The following is a 13,934-nucleotide window of genomic DNA, read 5'->3' on the forward strand; positions in this document are numbered from 1 at the left end:
GGGCCCCCAACCCCCCAATACCCCCCTGATTGCTCCCACGTGAACAAGCACCTGGTTGCGGCAGAAGTCTCTTACGGATCGCGTATACCTGTCCAGGGAAATCCATCAAGATCTTCGGATAATTTCAGGACGAACTGCGGTCAAGTTCAGTACAACTAATCGGTAGAACATCACGCCACGACCCGAGAGGCCCTGCATGTCGACCTCGGCCCGACTGCTCCTGCCCGCCGGCAACCAGCTCAGCAGGCTCCTGCAGACGTCCCCCCTGCTCCTCGACACCACGTTGGACCAGCTCAGGACGTTGATCGCGGTGTACGAGACGAGATCGGCGCTGCGCGCGGCGCGGGTGCTCGGGCGGGAGCAGTCCAGCGTGCAGAAGCAGATCGACACGCTCAACCGCAACTTCAAGTCGTTGTGCGGTGAACCGCTGGTCGTCAAGCAGGGTCGGGGAAAAGACGTGCTGATCACACCGACCGGCGAGGCGTTGGTGGAATTGGCGCGGACCACGTTGACGGAGTGGCTCGATTCGATTCACGAGTGCCGGCGCAAGCTCGGCACCACGCTCACCGTGGGCACGACGCGGTTCATGCTCGACGCGCTGGCCAAGGCGTGGGACCACGTGGCGGACGACTTCCGCCGGCGGGACGTGGAGCTGAAGGTCGTGCACATCCGCACGAAGGACATCTGGACGAGCCTGGAGTCCAAGGAGGTCGACATCGTGTGCGGGAGCGTGGTGACGCACTCCGGTCGCAACAGCGGGTTCGAGGACTTCGACGTGATCGAGTGGCGGCGCGGCGGGCTGGCGCTGCTGACGAACATGCCGGAAAGCAAGCTGGGGGCGAGCGTCGGCACCGGGGAGTTGCCGGGGCTGCCGCTGGTCGTGCCCGGTGACGGGTTGATCGCGGAGTTCCTGCGCGGGTGGTTCGGCGCGGACTACCGCAACGAGCTGGACATCGCGGCGGAGATCGACGAGATCCAGTACGGGATGTCGCTGCTGCGGTCCGGGCTGGTCGAGGGCTGCATGATCGTCACGTCCGGCCTGGGAGTGGTGGCCGCGAACAACGAGCTGCGCGAGGGGTCGGGCCTGCGGGTGGTCGAGCTGAAGAACGACCGGAAGCCGCAGCTGGAGCGACTGGTCGGGGTCTTCGCCCGCAAGGAGGAGCGGGCGAAGTTCCCGGCCGACCACCCGTTGAACCTGCTGTGGGCGGCGTTCCAGCGCGAGGTGTCGGACTAGCGGGCGTCTAGCGCGCCGGGTCCGACGGGCGTTCCTCGCGGCGCCGTTGGGCTTGGCGCACCAACCACTCCAGTCCGGTGAGAGGCTTCGGGACCTCGGGCTTCTGCCGTTCCACGGGCTCCTCCTGCTCCTGTTGCGGTTGGGGCGACGACGGACGCTGGGCGTCGAGGTCGTTCATGGCGCGCTCCCTACCTTGGTCGACAGCGAGTGCCGTCGATCGGAGCACCGACGGGGGTCCGTCCGCTAGGGCGATCAGCCCTATGGGTGACGGATCGCGGACCCCGGACCGCCGGCCGCGTCACGACCGGACGGGCTCCGGGTAGCGCTCGGCGTACCGGGTGGGCGTCTCCCCGAACATGGCGGTGAAGTCGCGGACGAAGTGCGGTTGGTCGGCGTAGCCGAGGTCGGCGGCCAGGGCCGCCCAGTCGATCCGCCCGCCCGCCTCCATGCGCTCGGTCACCTCGCGCAGGCGGTAGCGGCGGATCACCCACTTCGGGCCCACGCCGACGTGCTCCGCGAACAGGCGTTGCAGCCCGCGGACGCTGGTGCCGGTCTCCTGGGCCAACGCGTCGACCCTGGTCATCGAGGGGTCCTCGACGATCCGGGCCACCAGCTCGACCGCCTGCCGCGCCCTCGGGTCGGGTCCGGGCAGGTTGCGGCGGAGCAGGTCCTCCACGCGGTCGAGGTCCGCGTGGTCGGGCAGGCCGTCGAACAGGGCGCCGGCCGGGACGGACCGGTCGGTTATCGACTGGACCGGGGCCCGCAGGAACGGCCGGAAGGCGCCGGGGTGGAAGGCGACGCCGAAGACGCGGCCCTCGCCGTCGAGCTCCTTGGTCACGTGCCCGCTCGACACGCCGGTCACCAGGGCGGCGCCGGCGTGGAACGTCAGCTGAACGTTCGGGTAGGGCACGACCAGCTGCCGGTACGGCCGGTCGTAGCGCCACTCCACGACCCAGTACCGCGCCACGTGCGCGGCCAGGTCGGGCGACGGCTGGTGGAACTCGTGGCGCTGGTGCCGCCACCACTCCAGCTCCCGCTCGTCCCTCGTCACGCCGACGAGCGTATGTCGCCTTTGTTCAATACACGGCCGGTGGCGGTTCCTACGGTGGGCGGCATGTCCCGTGAGCAGTTGATCGACCACGCCGTGACGACCGCGCTGGAGGTCGTCGAGAACGTCGGGCCCGACCAGTTGGGCGCACCGACGCCGTGCGCCGACTTCGACGTCCGCGCGCTGCTGAACCACCTGCTGTTCTGGGGTCCGTCCCTGAACGCCGCCGCGCGCAAGGAGGCCGTGCCGCCACCGGCCGCCGCCGAGACCGACGTCGACCTGACCGCGGGCGACTGGGCCGCCGAGCTGTCCGCCCTGCTGCGCGACCGCGCGGCGGCGTGGGGCGAGCCGTCGGCGTGGACCGGCACGACGTCGGTCGGGAGCCCCCAGCAGATGCCGGCCGAGCTGATCGGCTCGATGGTGCTGGGTGAGACCGTCGTGCACACGTGGGACCTGGCGCGGGCCACCGGTCAGGCGCCGGCGTGGGACCGGGAGCTGCTGGAGCACATCCACGCCGACCTGCTCGGGTCCGCGCAGATGGGTCGCGACATGGGTCTCTACGGCCCCGAGGTGCCCGTGCCCGCGGACGCGCCGCTGATCGACCGGATCGTCGGCCTCACCGGTCGCACGCCGTAGTCCTCCCGGCACGGCCGGTATTCGATTGCGACAATTCGCGGCACCGCTATCAGGAATGCGAATTGCCGGGATGGGTGACGTGTTCTCGTTCGCCGCACCCTGCGGCACCATGAGCGCTTCGTCGGGGAGGCGTCAGCGCTCAACACGTGCACCCATCCCACCTTAGGACGGCACGAATGTCGGCTTTCGAGACCGCCCACCTGGATCCCGGAACACCCAACATCGCCCGCATCTACGACTACTACCTCGGCGGCGCGTTCAACCTGCCCGCCGACCGCGACCGCGCCGACCGCATCAAGTCCGTGCTGCCCGGCATGGAGATGCTCGCCCGGTTCAACCGCGGTTTCCTGCGCCGCTCGGTGGCGTTCATGGTCGACCAGGGAATCACCCAGTTCCTCGACCTGGGCTCGGGCCTGCCCACGGCGGGCAACACGCACGAGGTGGCGCAGGCGCGCGATCCGCGGGCGAAGGTCGTCTACGTCGACTACGAGCCGGTCGCCGCCGCCCTCGGCGCGGAGATCCTGCGCGACAACCCCGACGCGGTGATGGTCGAGGGCGACGCGCGACGGCCGGACGAGCTCTTCGCGGACCCGCGCGTGACCGCGGTGCTCGACCTGGACCGCCCGCTGGGCGTCGTGATGACCGGCGTGATGGTGTTCGTCGGAGACCACGAGGACCCGGTGGGCCTGATGAAGGCCTACCGCGACGCCTGCGCGCCGGGCAGCTACATCGCGCTGTCCCAGCTGACCGACGAGTGCGCCGACCCGGAGACCAAGGTGCAGGTGCACGCCATGGTGGAGGCGTACAAGGGCGTGATCGAGCAGCTCTACGTCCGCGACCGGGCGGGCGTGGAGGCCCTGTTCGACGGGATGACGCTGGTCGAGCCGGGCGTCACGCTGATGCCCGACTGGAACCCCCGTCCCGGCCTGGACATCCCCACCCTCAGCCCCGCGCACGGCCTCGGCTACGCCGCCGTGGGCCGGGTGGACTGATCTCTCGGTGGACTCCGCGCCGGTCAGCCGACAACGACTGACCGGCGCGGAAGGACCGGCGCCGCCACCACGTCCCGCGACCGGATTTCCGCGGAATCCGCACGGGAACGAAGAATTACCTCAGTCCCGCAATTCCATCGTGCAGCACTTCGGACCGCCGCCGGACTTGCGCAGTTCCGAGATGTCCACGAAGACCGGCTCGAAACCGCGCTGGGCCACCTGGTCCGCCAACCCCGTCGCCTCCACCGGCAGGACGACGTGGCGGCCGTCGGAGACCGCGTTCAGGCCCAGGCAGGCGGCGTCGTCGGCGGTCGCGACGATGGCGTCCGGGAACAGGCGGCGCAGGACGCGGCGGCTGCCCGGTGAGAAGGCGTCCGGGTAGTAGGCGATCAGGTCGTCCGCCAGGACGAACAGGGCCACGTCCAGGTGGTAGTAGCGCGGGTCGGTCAGGTGCAGGGAGATGACCGGCACGCCGAGCACCTCCTGCGCCTCGGAGTGGGCCAGGGGGTCGGTGCGGAAGCCGGTGCCCGCGAGCAGGTAGCGGCCGGTCCAGGCGAAGTCGCCCTCGGCCTCGTTGGTGCGCTCGGGCATGACGACGGTCCGGTAGCCGTTGGCCAGGAACCACCGGCGGAAGTGGTCGGCCTCCGCGGCGCGCTGGGGTGCGCGGAAGCGGGAGCCGAGGACCTGGCCGTCGATGACCGTGCCGGAGTTGGCCGAGAACACCATGTCCGGCAGGCCCGGCTGGGGTTCGATCACCTCGACCCGGTGGCCGAGGCGCTCGTAGGTCTCCTTCAGGGCCGTCCACTGCTCCACGGCCAGCGCGGTGCTGATCGGCTGCGTGGGGTCCATCCACGGGTTGATCGCGTACTCCACCGTGAAGTGCGCGGGCGGGCACATGAGGTACCGACGGGTGGTCGGCACGCGCACCTGCGTGGCGGGGGTGCCGACGTCCAGCACGATCGGCTCGTCACCGGGGCCCGCGAAGGAAACCGAGGTCATGGATCGAAATCTAGATTGCCCTCTGACCCTCGAACAACGCCGTGACATTGCGTCTTCTAGGGCACAATGTTGCGTGTGGACTCGATCGACCAGCGAATCATTTCGTGCCTCATGGCCAACGCCCGCTCCAGCTACGCCGACATCGGCAAGGAGGTGGGCCTGTCCGCGCCGGCGGTGAAGCGGCGGGTGGACAAGCTGCTGGACACGGGCGTCCTGCGCGGCTTCACCGCCGTGGTCGACCCGGAGCAGCTCGGCTGGGGCACGGAGGCGTTCGTCGAGGTGCACTGCCGGGGCAACGTCGCGCCGCACGACATCCAGCAACGCCTGGAGACGATGGCCGAGGTGCGGGCCGCGTACACCGTCTCCGGCGCGGCGGACGCGATCGTGCACCTGCGCGCGGCGAACATCCACCACCTGGAGACCGCGCTGGAACGGTTGCGGGCCGTCGAGATCATCGACCGCACGGTCTCCACCGTGGTGCTGTCCCGCCTCCTGGACCGGCCACCGGCCCCCTAGAGTCGCCCGCATGGCCGAAGTGCTCCTGCAACGCTCCGACCGCGTGGCGGTCATCACAGTGCACGACCCCGAACGCCGCAACGCGCTCACGCTCGACCTCTCCGAGCAGCTCGTGGCCGCGGTGCGGACGTGCGAGGAGGACGCCGACGTCCACGCGGTCGTCGTCACGGGCACTCCCCCGGCGTTCTGCGCGGGCGCGGACCTCACGGCGCTGGGCGAGGCGCGGGAGGAGGGCCTGCGCCGCATCTACGCCGGGTTCCTCGCGGTCGCCCGCTGCACGCTGCCCACGATCGCGGCGGTCGGTGGCGCGGCGGTGGGCGCGGGGCTCAACCTGGCCCTCGCCTGCGACGTGCGCCTGGTCAACGGCGACGCCCGGTTCGACGCGCGGTTCCTCCAGCTGGGCATCCACCCCGGCGGCGGGATGACGTGGATGCTGCACCGCCTCGCCGGACCCCAGACGGCGACCGCGATGACGCTGTTCGGGCAGGTCCTGGGCGCGGACGCGGCGGTGGCGCACGGCCTGGCCTGGGCCCGGGTCGACGGCGGTCACGACGAGCTGGTGGCCGCGGCGGTCGAGTTCGCCCGCCCGTCGGCCGAAGCGTCGCGCGACCTCGTCCGCACCATCAAGGCGTCCATGCGCACGACCGCGAACCTGGCCGACCACGCCGACGCGGTGGACACCGAGCTGACCCCGCAGGTCGCCTCTATCGCGACGCCGGAGTTCCAGGCCAGGTTGGCGGCCATGAAGGCCCGGATCAGCAGCCGCGGCTGACCTGGACACACCCTCCGAGTGCCTGTAACTTCGGGTAACAGTTACCGGCCGGTATTACTCGATTGCTGCCCAGTTCGGCCCCTGAACACCTGGTGGGACGAACCGTCCCGCACAGTGGTACAGGAGAAACCGGCACGAGGTCGGGCACGACTACCCTCGCGGAGGGGGAGGGGTGCATCAGCCCCTTGAGCGGTTGTGAGGAAAGGGATCGGCGTAGGACATGACTACCGACGTTGGTAACGGCGCCGCGCCAGGTGGCTCGCCACGGCAGGACGGCACGGTCCGCAAACTCGACCGCGTGGTGATCCGGTTCGCCGGCGACTCCGGCGACGGCATGCAGCTCACGGGGGACCGGTTCACCTCGGAAGCCGCCGCGTTCGGCAACGACCTCGCCACCCAGCCGAACTTCCCGGCCGAGATCCGGGCGCCACAGGGCACCCTCCCCGGCGTGTCCAGCTTCCAGCTGCACTTCGCCGACTACGACATCCTGACCCCGGGCGACCGCCCCGACGTGCTGGTCGCGATGAACCCGGCCGCGCTGAAGGCGAACATCGACGACCTGCCCAAGGGCGGGATCCTGATCGTCAACACCGACGAGTTCACCAAGCGCAACCTGGTGAAGGTCGGCTACGCGGCCGACCCCCTGGAGGACGACTCGCTCACCGAGGCCTACCAGGTGCACAAGGTCGCGATGGCCACGCTGACCATCGGCGCCCTGGAGCAGACCGGCCTGGGCAAGAAGGACGCGGAGCGGGCGAAGAACATGTTCGCCCTGGGCCTGCTGTCCTGGATGTACCACCGGCCGACCGAGGGCACGGAGCGGTTCCTGCGCGAGAAGTTCGCCAAGAAGCCGGACATCGCCGAGGCCAACGTGCTGGCGTTCCGGGCGGGTTGGAACTACGGCGAGACCACCGAGTCGTTCGCGGTGACCTACGAGGTCGCGCCCGCCAAGCTCAACCAGGGCACGTACCGCCAGATCACCGGCAACACCGCGCTCGCGTACGGCATCGTCGCCGCCGGTCAGCAGTCCGGCCTGCCCGTGGTGCTCGGCACCTACCCGATCACCCCGGCGTCGGACATCCTGCACGAGCTGTCCAAGCACAAGAACTTCGGCATCACCACGTTGCAGGCCGAGGACGAGATCGCGGGCATCGGCGCGGCCCTGGGCGCGTCCTACGGCGGCGCGCTCGGCGTGACGTCGACGTCCGGTCCCGGTGTGGCGCTCAAGTCGGAGACCATCGGCCTGGCCGTGATGACCGAGCTGCCGCTGGTCGTCATCGACGTGCAGCGCGGTGGCCCGTCCACCGGTCTGCCGACCAAGACCGAGCAGGCCGACCTGCTGCAGGCGATGTTCGGCCGCAACGGCGAGTCGCCGGTGGCCATCGTCGCGCCGCAGTCGCCCGCGGACTGCTTCGACGCCGCGCTGGAAGCCGCGCGCATCGCGCTGGTCTACCGCACGCCGGTGCTGCTGCTGTCCGACGGCGCGATCGCCAACGGCTCCGAGCCGTGGCTGATCCCGGACCTGTCCGAGCTGCCCGACCTGACCGTGCGGTTCGCCACCGAGCCGAACGCCGACGACGGCACGTTCTGGCCGTACCTGCGCGACCCGGAGACGCTGGCGCGGCCGTGGGCGGTGCCCGGCACGGCCGGCCTCCAGCACCGCATCGGCGGGCTGGAGAAGGCCGACGGCACCGGCAACATCTCCTACGACCCGGTCAACCACGACCACATGGTGCGGCTGCGGCAGCGCAAGATCGACGGCATCGAGGTGCCCGACGTCGTGGTGGACGACCCGTCCGGAGAGGCGCGCGTCCTGGTCGTCGGCTGGGGCTCGTCCTACGGCCCGATCGGCGCGGCCGCGCGCCGGGTCCGCAAGCTGGGGATGCCGGTGGCGCACGCGCACCTGCGGCACCTCAACCCGTTCCCCAAGAACCTGGGTGACGTGCTCGCCCGGTACGACCGGGTCGTCGTGCCGGAGATGAACCTCGGCCAGCTGGCGCTGCTGCTGCGCGCCAAGTACCTGGTCGACGCGATCAGCTACACGAAGGTGCAGGGACTGCCGTTCAAGGCCGAGGAACTGCAGGACGTGCTCGCCGATGTGATCAAGGGAGTGTCCGAATGACCGCGACCGAGCTGGGGCTGCCCGCGGTGGGTGGCCTGGTCGGCGTGCCCACGGCGGACGAGCCGCAGAAGGCCAAGGACTACAAGTCGGACCAGGAGGTCCGCTGGTGCCCGGGCTGCGGCGACTACGTCGTGCTCAACGCCGTCCAGTCCTTCCTGCCCACGCTGGGCCTCAAGCGCGAGAACATCGTGTTCGTGTCCGGGATCGGCTGCTCGTCGCGGTTCCCGTACTACATGAACACCTACGGCATGCACTCGATCCACGGGCGCGCGCCGGCCATCGCGACCGGCCTGGCCGTGGCCCGACCGGACCTGTCGGTGTGGGTCGTCACCGGTGACGGCGACGCGCTGTCCATCGGCGGCAACCACCTGATCCACACGCTGCGCCGCAACGTGAACCTGAAGATCCTGCTGTTCAACAACCGGATCTACGGGCTGACCAAGGGCCAGTACTCGCCCACCTCCGAGGAGGGCAAGGTCACCAAGTCGACGCCGCTCGGGTCGCTCGACCACCCGTTCAACCCGGTGTCGCTGGCGCTGGGCGCGGAGGCCACGTTCGTCGGCCGCGCGGTCGACTCGGACCGGGCGGGCCTGACCGAGGTGCTGCGGCAGGCCGCCGAGCACCGCGGCTCGGCGCTGGTGGAGATCTACCAGAACTGCCCGATCTTCAACGACGGCGCGTTCGACGTGCTCAAGGACTCCGACGAGGCCGCACGCCGGATCATCAACGTGGTCGACGGGCAGCCGATCACGTTCGGCAACGGCGAGTACGCGGTGGTGCGGGACGGCTTCGGCCTGGGCGTCGCCAAGTCGGCGGACGTCGCGCCGGAGGACGTCGTGGTGCACGACGCGTCGGACCTGAACCTGTCCTTCGCGCTGTCCCGGCTGTCGACGCAGGACCTCCAGCACACCGTCACCGGCGTGTTCCGCAACGTCGCGCGCACCACGTACGACGACGCGGCGCGGGCCCAGGTCGAGCAGGCCAAGGCCGCCAAGCCCGCCGACCTGCGCGCGCTGCTGCACGGCAAGGACACCTGGACCGTCAACGGCTGAGCGGTCCCGGCCGAGCGTCCCGAACAACGGAGAACCCCCTGTTCCGCCTCCCGGAACAGGGGGTTCTCCGCTTTCCCTCCCCGGGGAAGCAGGGGTCACGGCGCCTCGCGGAAGCCCGCCTTCTCCGCGTCGGCCGTCGTGCGGAACCACACGTCGGCGCGGGTCTCGCGGAAGTTGGCCGACTCGCCGGTGAAGTAGCGGCGACCGGTCAGGGTGGCCTTGACCTGGAACTCCGGCGCGGGCGCCTTGCCGTCGGACTTCGGCAGGACGGAGCCGGGGCCGAACGGCGAGCGCGGGTTGAAGCCCTCCTGCTGCCCCTGGAAGCGGGTGCTGCCGGGCGCGGGCTGCCTGCCGCCGGTGCTGGGGCTGAACCCGACCGGGCGCGGCCGCACCGGGCGCGGGGGCGGCGGCGTGATCGGCTTGGCCGACAGCGGCGCCGGCGGGGGCGTGCGCGGGGAGCCCGCGGGACGCGTGGGGCGCTGCGGCAGGCCGCCGGTGGGGTTCATCGGCACCGGGTTGCCCGCCAGCAGCTCGGGCGCGAGCGTGGGCACGAACGGCTGGTCGTTGCCGGACGACTGGGGCGGGGCCGGGCGGGTCTGCTCCGGCTCACCCTGGTCGTCGTCCTCCAGCGGCTCGAACAGGCTGCGCGGCCGGGCGGGCTCGTCCTTCTTCGGCTTGGTCCCGGCGGGGTCCGCGGCCTTGGCCGCACGGGCGGGCAGGGACTGGTCGGCCTGGGACGGGACGAACTTGGGCTCGAACGCCGGGGGCTCGACGTGCTGCTCGGGCTTCGCGGCCGACTCCGACTCAGCGGCCGGCTCGTGCGTCGGGGTCACCTCGTGCTTCGGGGTCACCTCGGGCTCGGCGGTCGGCTCGGGCGCGGTGGCGGCGGGCTCGGGCGACGTCTCGGGTGCGGCGGGCGGCTCGGCGTGCGACGGGTCGGCGTGCGACGGCTCGGGGCCGCTCCGGCCGGTGCGCCCGAGGTCCGCCGAGGTCAGGTTGACGGCGGTCAGCTCGGCGGCGGACGGCTCGTCGACCACGTGCTCGGTCTCGCGCTCGGCCGGCGCGGAGTCGACCACGGCGCGGATGACGTCGGTCCGCGGGCCCTCTTCGACCTGGTCCCGGCGGTCCTCGTCGTGGCGGCCCTGGCCGTGACGGCCGTCGTCGTGGCGCGACTCGTCCTGCCTGCTGTCGTCGTGGCGGCTCTCGTCGTGGCGTGCTCCGTGCCGGCGGCCCTCGGTGCGGGACAGCTCGGTGAAGAACGCCTCGTCCCGGGCGGCGGTGTCGGCGGCCGACGTGGACAGCTCACCGCGGGCCGACTCGACGTCGACGGGCGCGAAGTGGCCGGTCAGGTCGTGCTCGGGCCACACCTGCGGCTCGGGTTCCTGCTCGGCGGGCCGCTCCTGGGCGGTCCGCTGCTCGGCGTCCACCTCCGCGATGGCCTGCGCCAGCGCGGTGGCCGGGATGAGCGCCGTCTCCTCGGCGGAACCCGGCCGGCGTTCCGGCTCGTCCTCCTCCTCGCGGCCGGCCGTGTCCACGTCCTCGTCGTAGACCTCCTGGACGGGCTCCTCGCGCCACACCTCGCGCGGCTGGAAGACCTCGACCTCCGGCGGCGCGGTGGGCTCCTCCTGGCGCGGCGCGACCGCGGCCACCGGGACGTCCCGCACGACCGGCATCAGGTGCGTGGTCGCCTCGGGGGGCAGTTCCGGCTCGTCCTCGGGCTGCCGGCGCGGCTTCGCCTCCAGCGTCTCCCGCGTGTCGGGACCGGGCGTCAGCCGCTCGAACAGGCTGCGCGGCGGCTCGGCGTCGAACTCGGGGAAGTCGTGCTGCTCCTCGAAGTCCGACAGCGGGCGGTGCTCGTCGTCCAGCTCCTCCAGCAGCGAGTCGCGCTGGTCGAGCTTCATGTTCGACACGTCGTAGCGGGCGGCTTCGGGGGCCGAGGCCTCGTAGCGGGCGTGCTCGGCGGCGGTCTCGAACCGGGCGGGTTCGGGGGTCGGCACCTCATCCGCCAGCGAGCGGGACGCCTCGACGTGCCAGTCGTCGAACTCGTCACCCGCGTCGGCCTTGGGCGCGACCGAGGCCGCCGACCCCGCCGAGCTCACCGAGACGGCCGAGGACGAGGCGGCGGCGGGGCGCGGGGACGTGAGGAGGCGTTCCTCCACCTCCTCCAGCTCCCGCTTCGCCGGACGCACCAGGACCAGCCAGGTGAGCGCGACGCCTGCCACGAAGGACAGCAGGCTCCACAGCCACACCTGCCCGAAGAGCGAACTCACGGGAGACCCTCCCACTGCTGCTTGTCACACGCCCCGACACGCTCCGCTTCCGAGCCTTCACCCGGTAGTGGAAGCGGTGCAAAACTACCCTGACCGCCGGGTTCGGCGCGTGGGGCCGGCCGGACCTGTGACCAGGGTTCGATAGTAGGCCACCTGGAGCAACTGACCAGCCAAAACGGGCGGCGTACAGTAGCCCGCGTGCCGCCGTTGACCAATCCCTCAGCCGCTCCCGCGGAAGTCGATCGCACGAACAGGGGAATGGCCTTCGGCATCGGCGCCTACTTCCTCTGGGGCATCGTGCCCGCCTACTGGCCGTTCCTGCAGCCGGCCGGGTCGGTGGAGATCCTGGCCCACCGGATCGCGTGGTCGCTGGTCGTGATGGCCGTCATCACCGCCGTGCTGGGCCGCTGGTCGGGCATCCGCAGGCTGTCCGGTCGCGGGTGGGCGATGGTGACGGCCGCGTCCGTGCTCATCGCGGTCAACTGGGGCGTCTACATCCACGCGGTCAACACCGGGCACGTCGTCGAGGCCGCTCTGGGCTACTTCATCAACCCCCTGGTGAGCGTGCTGCTGGGGGTGGTCGTGCTGCGCGAACGCTTGCGCCTGCCGCAGTACGCGGCCCTCACGATCGCCGTGGTGGCCGTCGTGGTGCTGGCGGTCGACTACGGCAGGCTGCCGTGGATCTCGCTGGCGCTGGCGTGCTCGTTCGGCGTGTACGGGCTGTTGAAGAAGACGGTGCCGCTGGAGGCGACGGCCAGCCTGACCGCGGAGAGCCTCGTGCTCGCGCCGATCGCGGTCGGCTACCTGATCTGGCTGGGGCCGGCCGGGACGTTCCACTCGGGCGGCTGGGGTCACGCGCTGTGGCTGGCGTCGTCCGGGCTGGTCACGGCCGTCCCGCTGATCCTGTTCGGCGCGGGTGCCAGGCTCGTGCCGCTGGTGACCATGGGGATGCTGCAGTACCTGGCGCCCGTGCTCCAGTTCGCCTGGGGCGTGTTCGTGATGCACGAGCCGATGCCCACGTCCCGCTGGTTCGGCTTCGCCCTGGTCTGGGTGGCCCTGGCCGTGTTCACCGTGGACGCCGTCCGCGCCCGCCGCCGCCTGCCCGTCCCCGACCTGACCTGACCCCACCGCGAGAGTCCTACGCTCACGCGCCGAGAGTCCTACGTTCAGGAGCCGTGAGTTGAACGCTCACGACTAACACCGTTAGTCACGAGCGTTGAACTCAGGGTGCGTGAACGTAGGACTCTCGCGCGCTGGACGTAGGACTCTCGCGGGTCAGTGGGAGCGGGTGACGACGTAGTCGCTCACGGACCCCAGGGCGTCGCGCGCGGCGCCGGCCGGGAGCACGTGCAGCAGGGCGCGGGCGCGCGAGGCGTAGTCGTCCAGGGTCTGACGGGCGCGCTGCAGGCCGGTCGACGCCCGCAGCAGGGCCAGGGCCTCGTCCACCTCGGCGTCCTCGGTGATGGGGCCCGCCAGCAGCTTCGCCAGCCGCGAGTCCGGCTCGTCCTGCAGCGCGTACAGCATGGGCAGCGTCTTCACGCCCTCGCGCAGGTCCGTGCCGGGCGTCTTGCCCGACTCCTCCGACGGCGAGGCGATGTCGATGACGTCGTCGGAGATCTGGAACGCCGCCCCGATGACCTCGCCGTACGCGCGCAGCGCCTCCACCTGCTCCGGCGTGACGTCGGAGAACATCGCGCCGAACCGGGCGGCGGTGGCGATCAGCGACCCGGTCTTCTCCGCGATCGTGGTCAGGTAGTGGGCGACCGGGTCCTCACCGGTCCGCGGGCCCATCGTCTCGCGCATCTGCCCGGTCACGAGCTCGGAGAACGTCTCCGCGATGATCCGCGCCGCACCCGTGCCCAGGTCCGCGACCAGCGCCGACGCGTGCGCGAACAGGTAGTCGCCGGTCAGGATGGCGATGCTGTTGTCCCACTTGGCGTTGGCCGACTCCGCGCCGCGGCGCATGGTGGCCTCGTCCATGACGTCGTCGTGGTAGAGCGTGGCCAGGTGGGTCAGCTCGACGACGGCCGCCGCCTTGACCACGCTCTCGCGGTCCCACGTGCCGCCGAACTGGGCGGACAGGATGGTGAACAGCGGTCGGATCCGCTTGCCGCCCGCGGACACCAGGTGCAGGGACGTCTCCATCACCGGGTGGAAGTCGCTCTGCACGACCTTGTGCAGCAGCCCCTCCACCTCGGCCAACCCGTCCTGAACCACCTCCGCGAGCACGGGGTCCTCAAACCGGAACCCCGTCCCCGCCCGCTCGCTACTGGTCACGGCTACAGAGCCTACG

General features: G+C 71.2%; 13 protein-coding genes. 8 read left to right on the forward strand and 5 right to left on the reverse strand.

What is annotated here, in order from left to right:
* Positions 1–196: 196 nt before the first annotated feature.
* A complete protein-coding gene (locus AB0G02_RS07040; RefSeq protein WP_360790563.1) occupies positions 197–1,234 on the forward strand; it encodes a LysR family transcriptional regulator in 1,038 nt (345 codons plus the stop codon).
* A gap of 7 nt (positions 1,235–1,241) precedes the next feature.
* On the opposite strand, the gene AB0G02_RS07045 is transcribed toward AB0G02_RS07040, so the two are convergent.
* Positions 1,242–1,412: a hypothetical protein gene (locus tag AB0G02_RS07045; RefSeq protein ID WP_360790566.1), complete on the reverse strand. Its 171-nt coding sequence runs from the start codon at positions 1,410–1,412 to the stop codon at positions 1,242–1,244.
* A 120-nt stretch (positions 1,413–1,532) separates the two neighbouring features.
* The gene (locus AB0G02_RS07050; RefSeq protein WP_360790568.1) at positions 1,533–2,285 is read right to left on the reverse strand and encodes a helix-turn-helix domain-containing protein; all 753 of its coding nucleotides are present in this window, start codon (positions 2,283–2,285) and stop codon (positions 1,533–1,535) included.
* Between the two features lie 63 nt (positions 2,286–2,348).
* Here AB0G02_RS07050 and AB0G02_RS07055 point away from each other — a divergent pair, with 63 nt between their 5' ends.
* Together AB0G02_RS07055 and AB0G02_RS07060 are read left to right on the forward strand one after the other, a co-directional pair.
* Positions 2,349–2,918: a TIGR03086 family metal-binding protein gene (locus tag AB0G02_RS07055; RefSeq protein WP_360790571.1), complete on the forward strand. Its 570-nt coding sequence runs from the start codon at positions 2,349–2,351 to the stop codon at positions 2,916–2,918.
* Between the two features lie 176 nt (positions 2,919–3,094).
* A complete protein-coding gene (locus AB0G02_RS07060; protein WP_360790574.1) occupies positions 3,095–3,910 on the forward strand; it encodes an SAM-dependent methyltransferase in 816 nt (271 codons plus the stop codon).
* A 120-nt stretch (positions 3,911–4,030) separates the two neighbouring features.
* On the opposite strand, the gene ddaH is transcribed toward AB0G02_RS07060, so the two are convergent.
* Complete coding sequence (ddaH, locus tag AB0G02_RS07065; RefSeq protein WP_360790577.1) at positions 4,031–4,909, reverse strand: dimethylargininase; 879 nt, start codon at positions 4,907–4,909, stop codon at positions 4,031–4,033.
* A gap of 75 nt (positions 4,910–4,984) precedes the next feature.
* Here ddaH and AB0G02_RS07070 point away from each other — a divergent pair, with 75 nt between their 5' ends.
* The 4 genes from AB0G02_RS07070 to AB0G02_RS07085 all read left to right on the forward strand — a co-directional run bounded on the left by AB0G02_RS07070 (position 4,985) and on the right by AB0G02_RS07085 (position 9,371).
* Complete coding sequence (locus AB0G02_RS07070) at positions 4,985–5,425, forward strand: Lrp/AsnC family transcriptional regulator (protein WP_360790579.1); 441 nt, start codon at positions 4,985–4,987, stop codon at positions 5,423–5,425.
* Between the two features lie 10 nt (positions 5,426–5,435).
* The gene (locus AB0G02_RS07075; RefSeq protein ID WP_360790582.1) at positions 5,436–6,197 is read left to right on the forward strand and encodes an enoyl-CoA hydratase; all 762 of its coding nucleotides are present in this window, start codon (positions 5,436–5,438) and stop codon (positions 6,195–6,197) included.
* A 220-nt stretch (positions 6,198–6,417) separates the two neighbouring features.
* The gene (locus AB0G02_RS07080; protein ID WP_360790585.1) at positions 6,418–8,319 is read left to right on the forward strand and encodes a 2-oxoacid:acceptor oxidoreductase subunit alpha; all 1,902 of its coding nucleotides are present in this window, start codon (positions 6,418–6,420) and stop codon (positions 8,317–8,319) included.
* Positions 8,316–9,371, forward strand: coding sequence for a 2-oxoacid:ferredoxin oxidoreductase subunit beta (locus AB0G02_RS07085; protein ID WP_360790588.1), 1,056 nt, complete (start codon positions 8,316–8,318; stop codon positions 9,369–9,371). The genes AB0G02_RS07080 and AB0G02_RS07085 overlap by 4 nt, the downstream gene beginning before the upstream one ends.
* Positions 9,372–9,466: 95 nt before the next feature.
* On the opposite strand, the gene AB0G02_RS07090 is transcribed toward AB0G02_RS07085, so the two are convergent.
* Positions 9,467–11,641 carry a hypothetical protein gene (locus AB0G02_RS07090; protein ID WP_360790590.1) on the reverse strand — a complete coding sequence of 725 codons (2,175 nt, stop codon included), beginning with the start codon at positions 11,639–11,641 and terminating at the stop codon, positions 9,467–9,469.
* Positions 11,642–11,899: 258 nt separating this feature from the next.
* Between AB0G02_RS07090 and rarD the strand changes: the two genes are divergently transcribed.
* Entirely contained in the window at positions 11,900–12,763 is an 864-nt protein-coding gene (gene rarD, locus AB0G02_RS07095) for an EamA family transporter RarD (RefSeq protein WP_360790592.1), read from the forward strand.
* A gap of 153 nt (positions 12,764–12,916) precedes the next feature.
* On the opposite strand, the gene AB0G02_RS07100 is transcribed toward rarD, so the two are convergent.
* Positions 12,917–13,870: a polyprenyl synthetase family protein gene (locus tag AB0G02_RS07100; protein WP_360790595.1), complete on the reverse strand. Its 954-nt coding sequence runs from the start codon at positions 13,868–13,870 to the stop codon at positions 12,917–12,919.
* Between the last annotated feature and the right edge of the window lie 64 nt (positions 13,871–13,934).

The sequence above is a fragment of the Actinosynnema sp. NPDC023658 genome (genome assembly GCF_040639995.1).
In the GTDB taxonomy this organism is placed as follows: Bacteria; Actinomycetota; Actinomycetes; order Mycobacteriales; family Pseudonocardiaceae; genus Actinosynnema.

Coding starts and splice junctions, on each gene's coding strand:
- rarD (WP_360790592.1), top strand. CDS start 11,900: ATGGCCTTCGGCATCGGCGCCTACTTCCTCTGGGGCATCGTGCCCGCC.
- AB0G02_RS07085 (WP_360790588.1), top strand. CDS start 8,316: ATGACCGCGACCGAGCTGGGGCTGCCCGCGGTGGGTGGCCTGGTCGGC.
- ddaH (WP_360790577.1), bottom strand. CDS start 4,909: ATGACCTCGGTTTCCTTCGCGGGCCCCGGTGACGAGCCGATCGTGCTG.
- AB0G02_RS07055 (WP_360790571.1), top strand. CDS start 2,349: ATGTCCCGTGAGCAGTTGATCGACCACGCCGTGACGACCGCGCTGGAG.
- AB0G02_RS07075 (WP_360790582.1), top strand. CDS start 5,436: ATGGCCGAAGTGCTCCTGCAACGCTCCGACCGCGTGGCGGTCATCACA.
- AB0G02_RS07040 (WP_360790563.1), top strand. CDS start 197: ATGTCGACCTCGGCCCGACTGCTCCTGCCCGCCGGCAACCAGCTCAGC.
- AB0G02_RS07080 (WP_360790585.1), top strand. CDS start 6,418: ATGACTACCGACGTTGGTAACGGCGCCGCGCCAGGTGGCTCGCCACGG.
- AB0G02_RS07045 (WP_360790566.1), bottom strand. CDS start 1,412: ATGAACGACCTCGACGCCCAGCGTCCGTCGTCGCCCCAACCGCAACAG.
- AB0G02_RS07060 (WP_360790574.1), top strand. CDS start 3,095: ATGTCGGCTTTCGAGACCGCCCACCTGGATCCCGGAACACCCAACATC.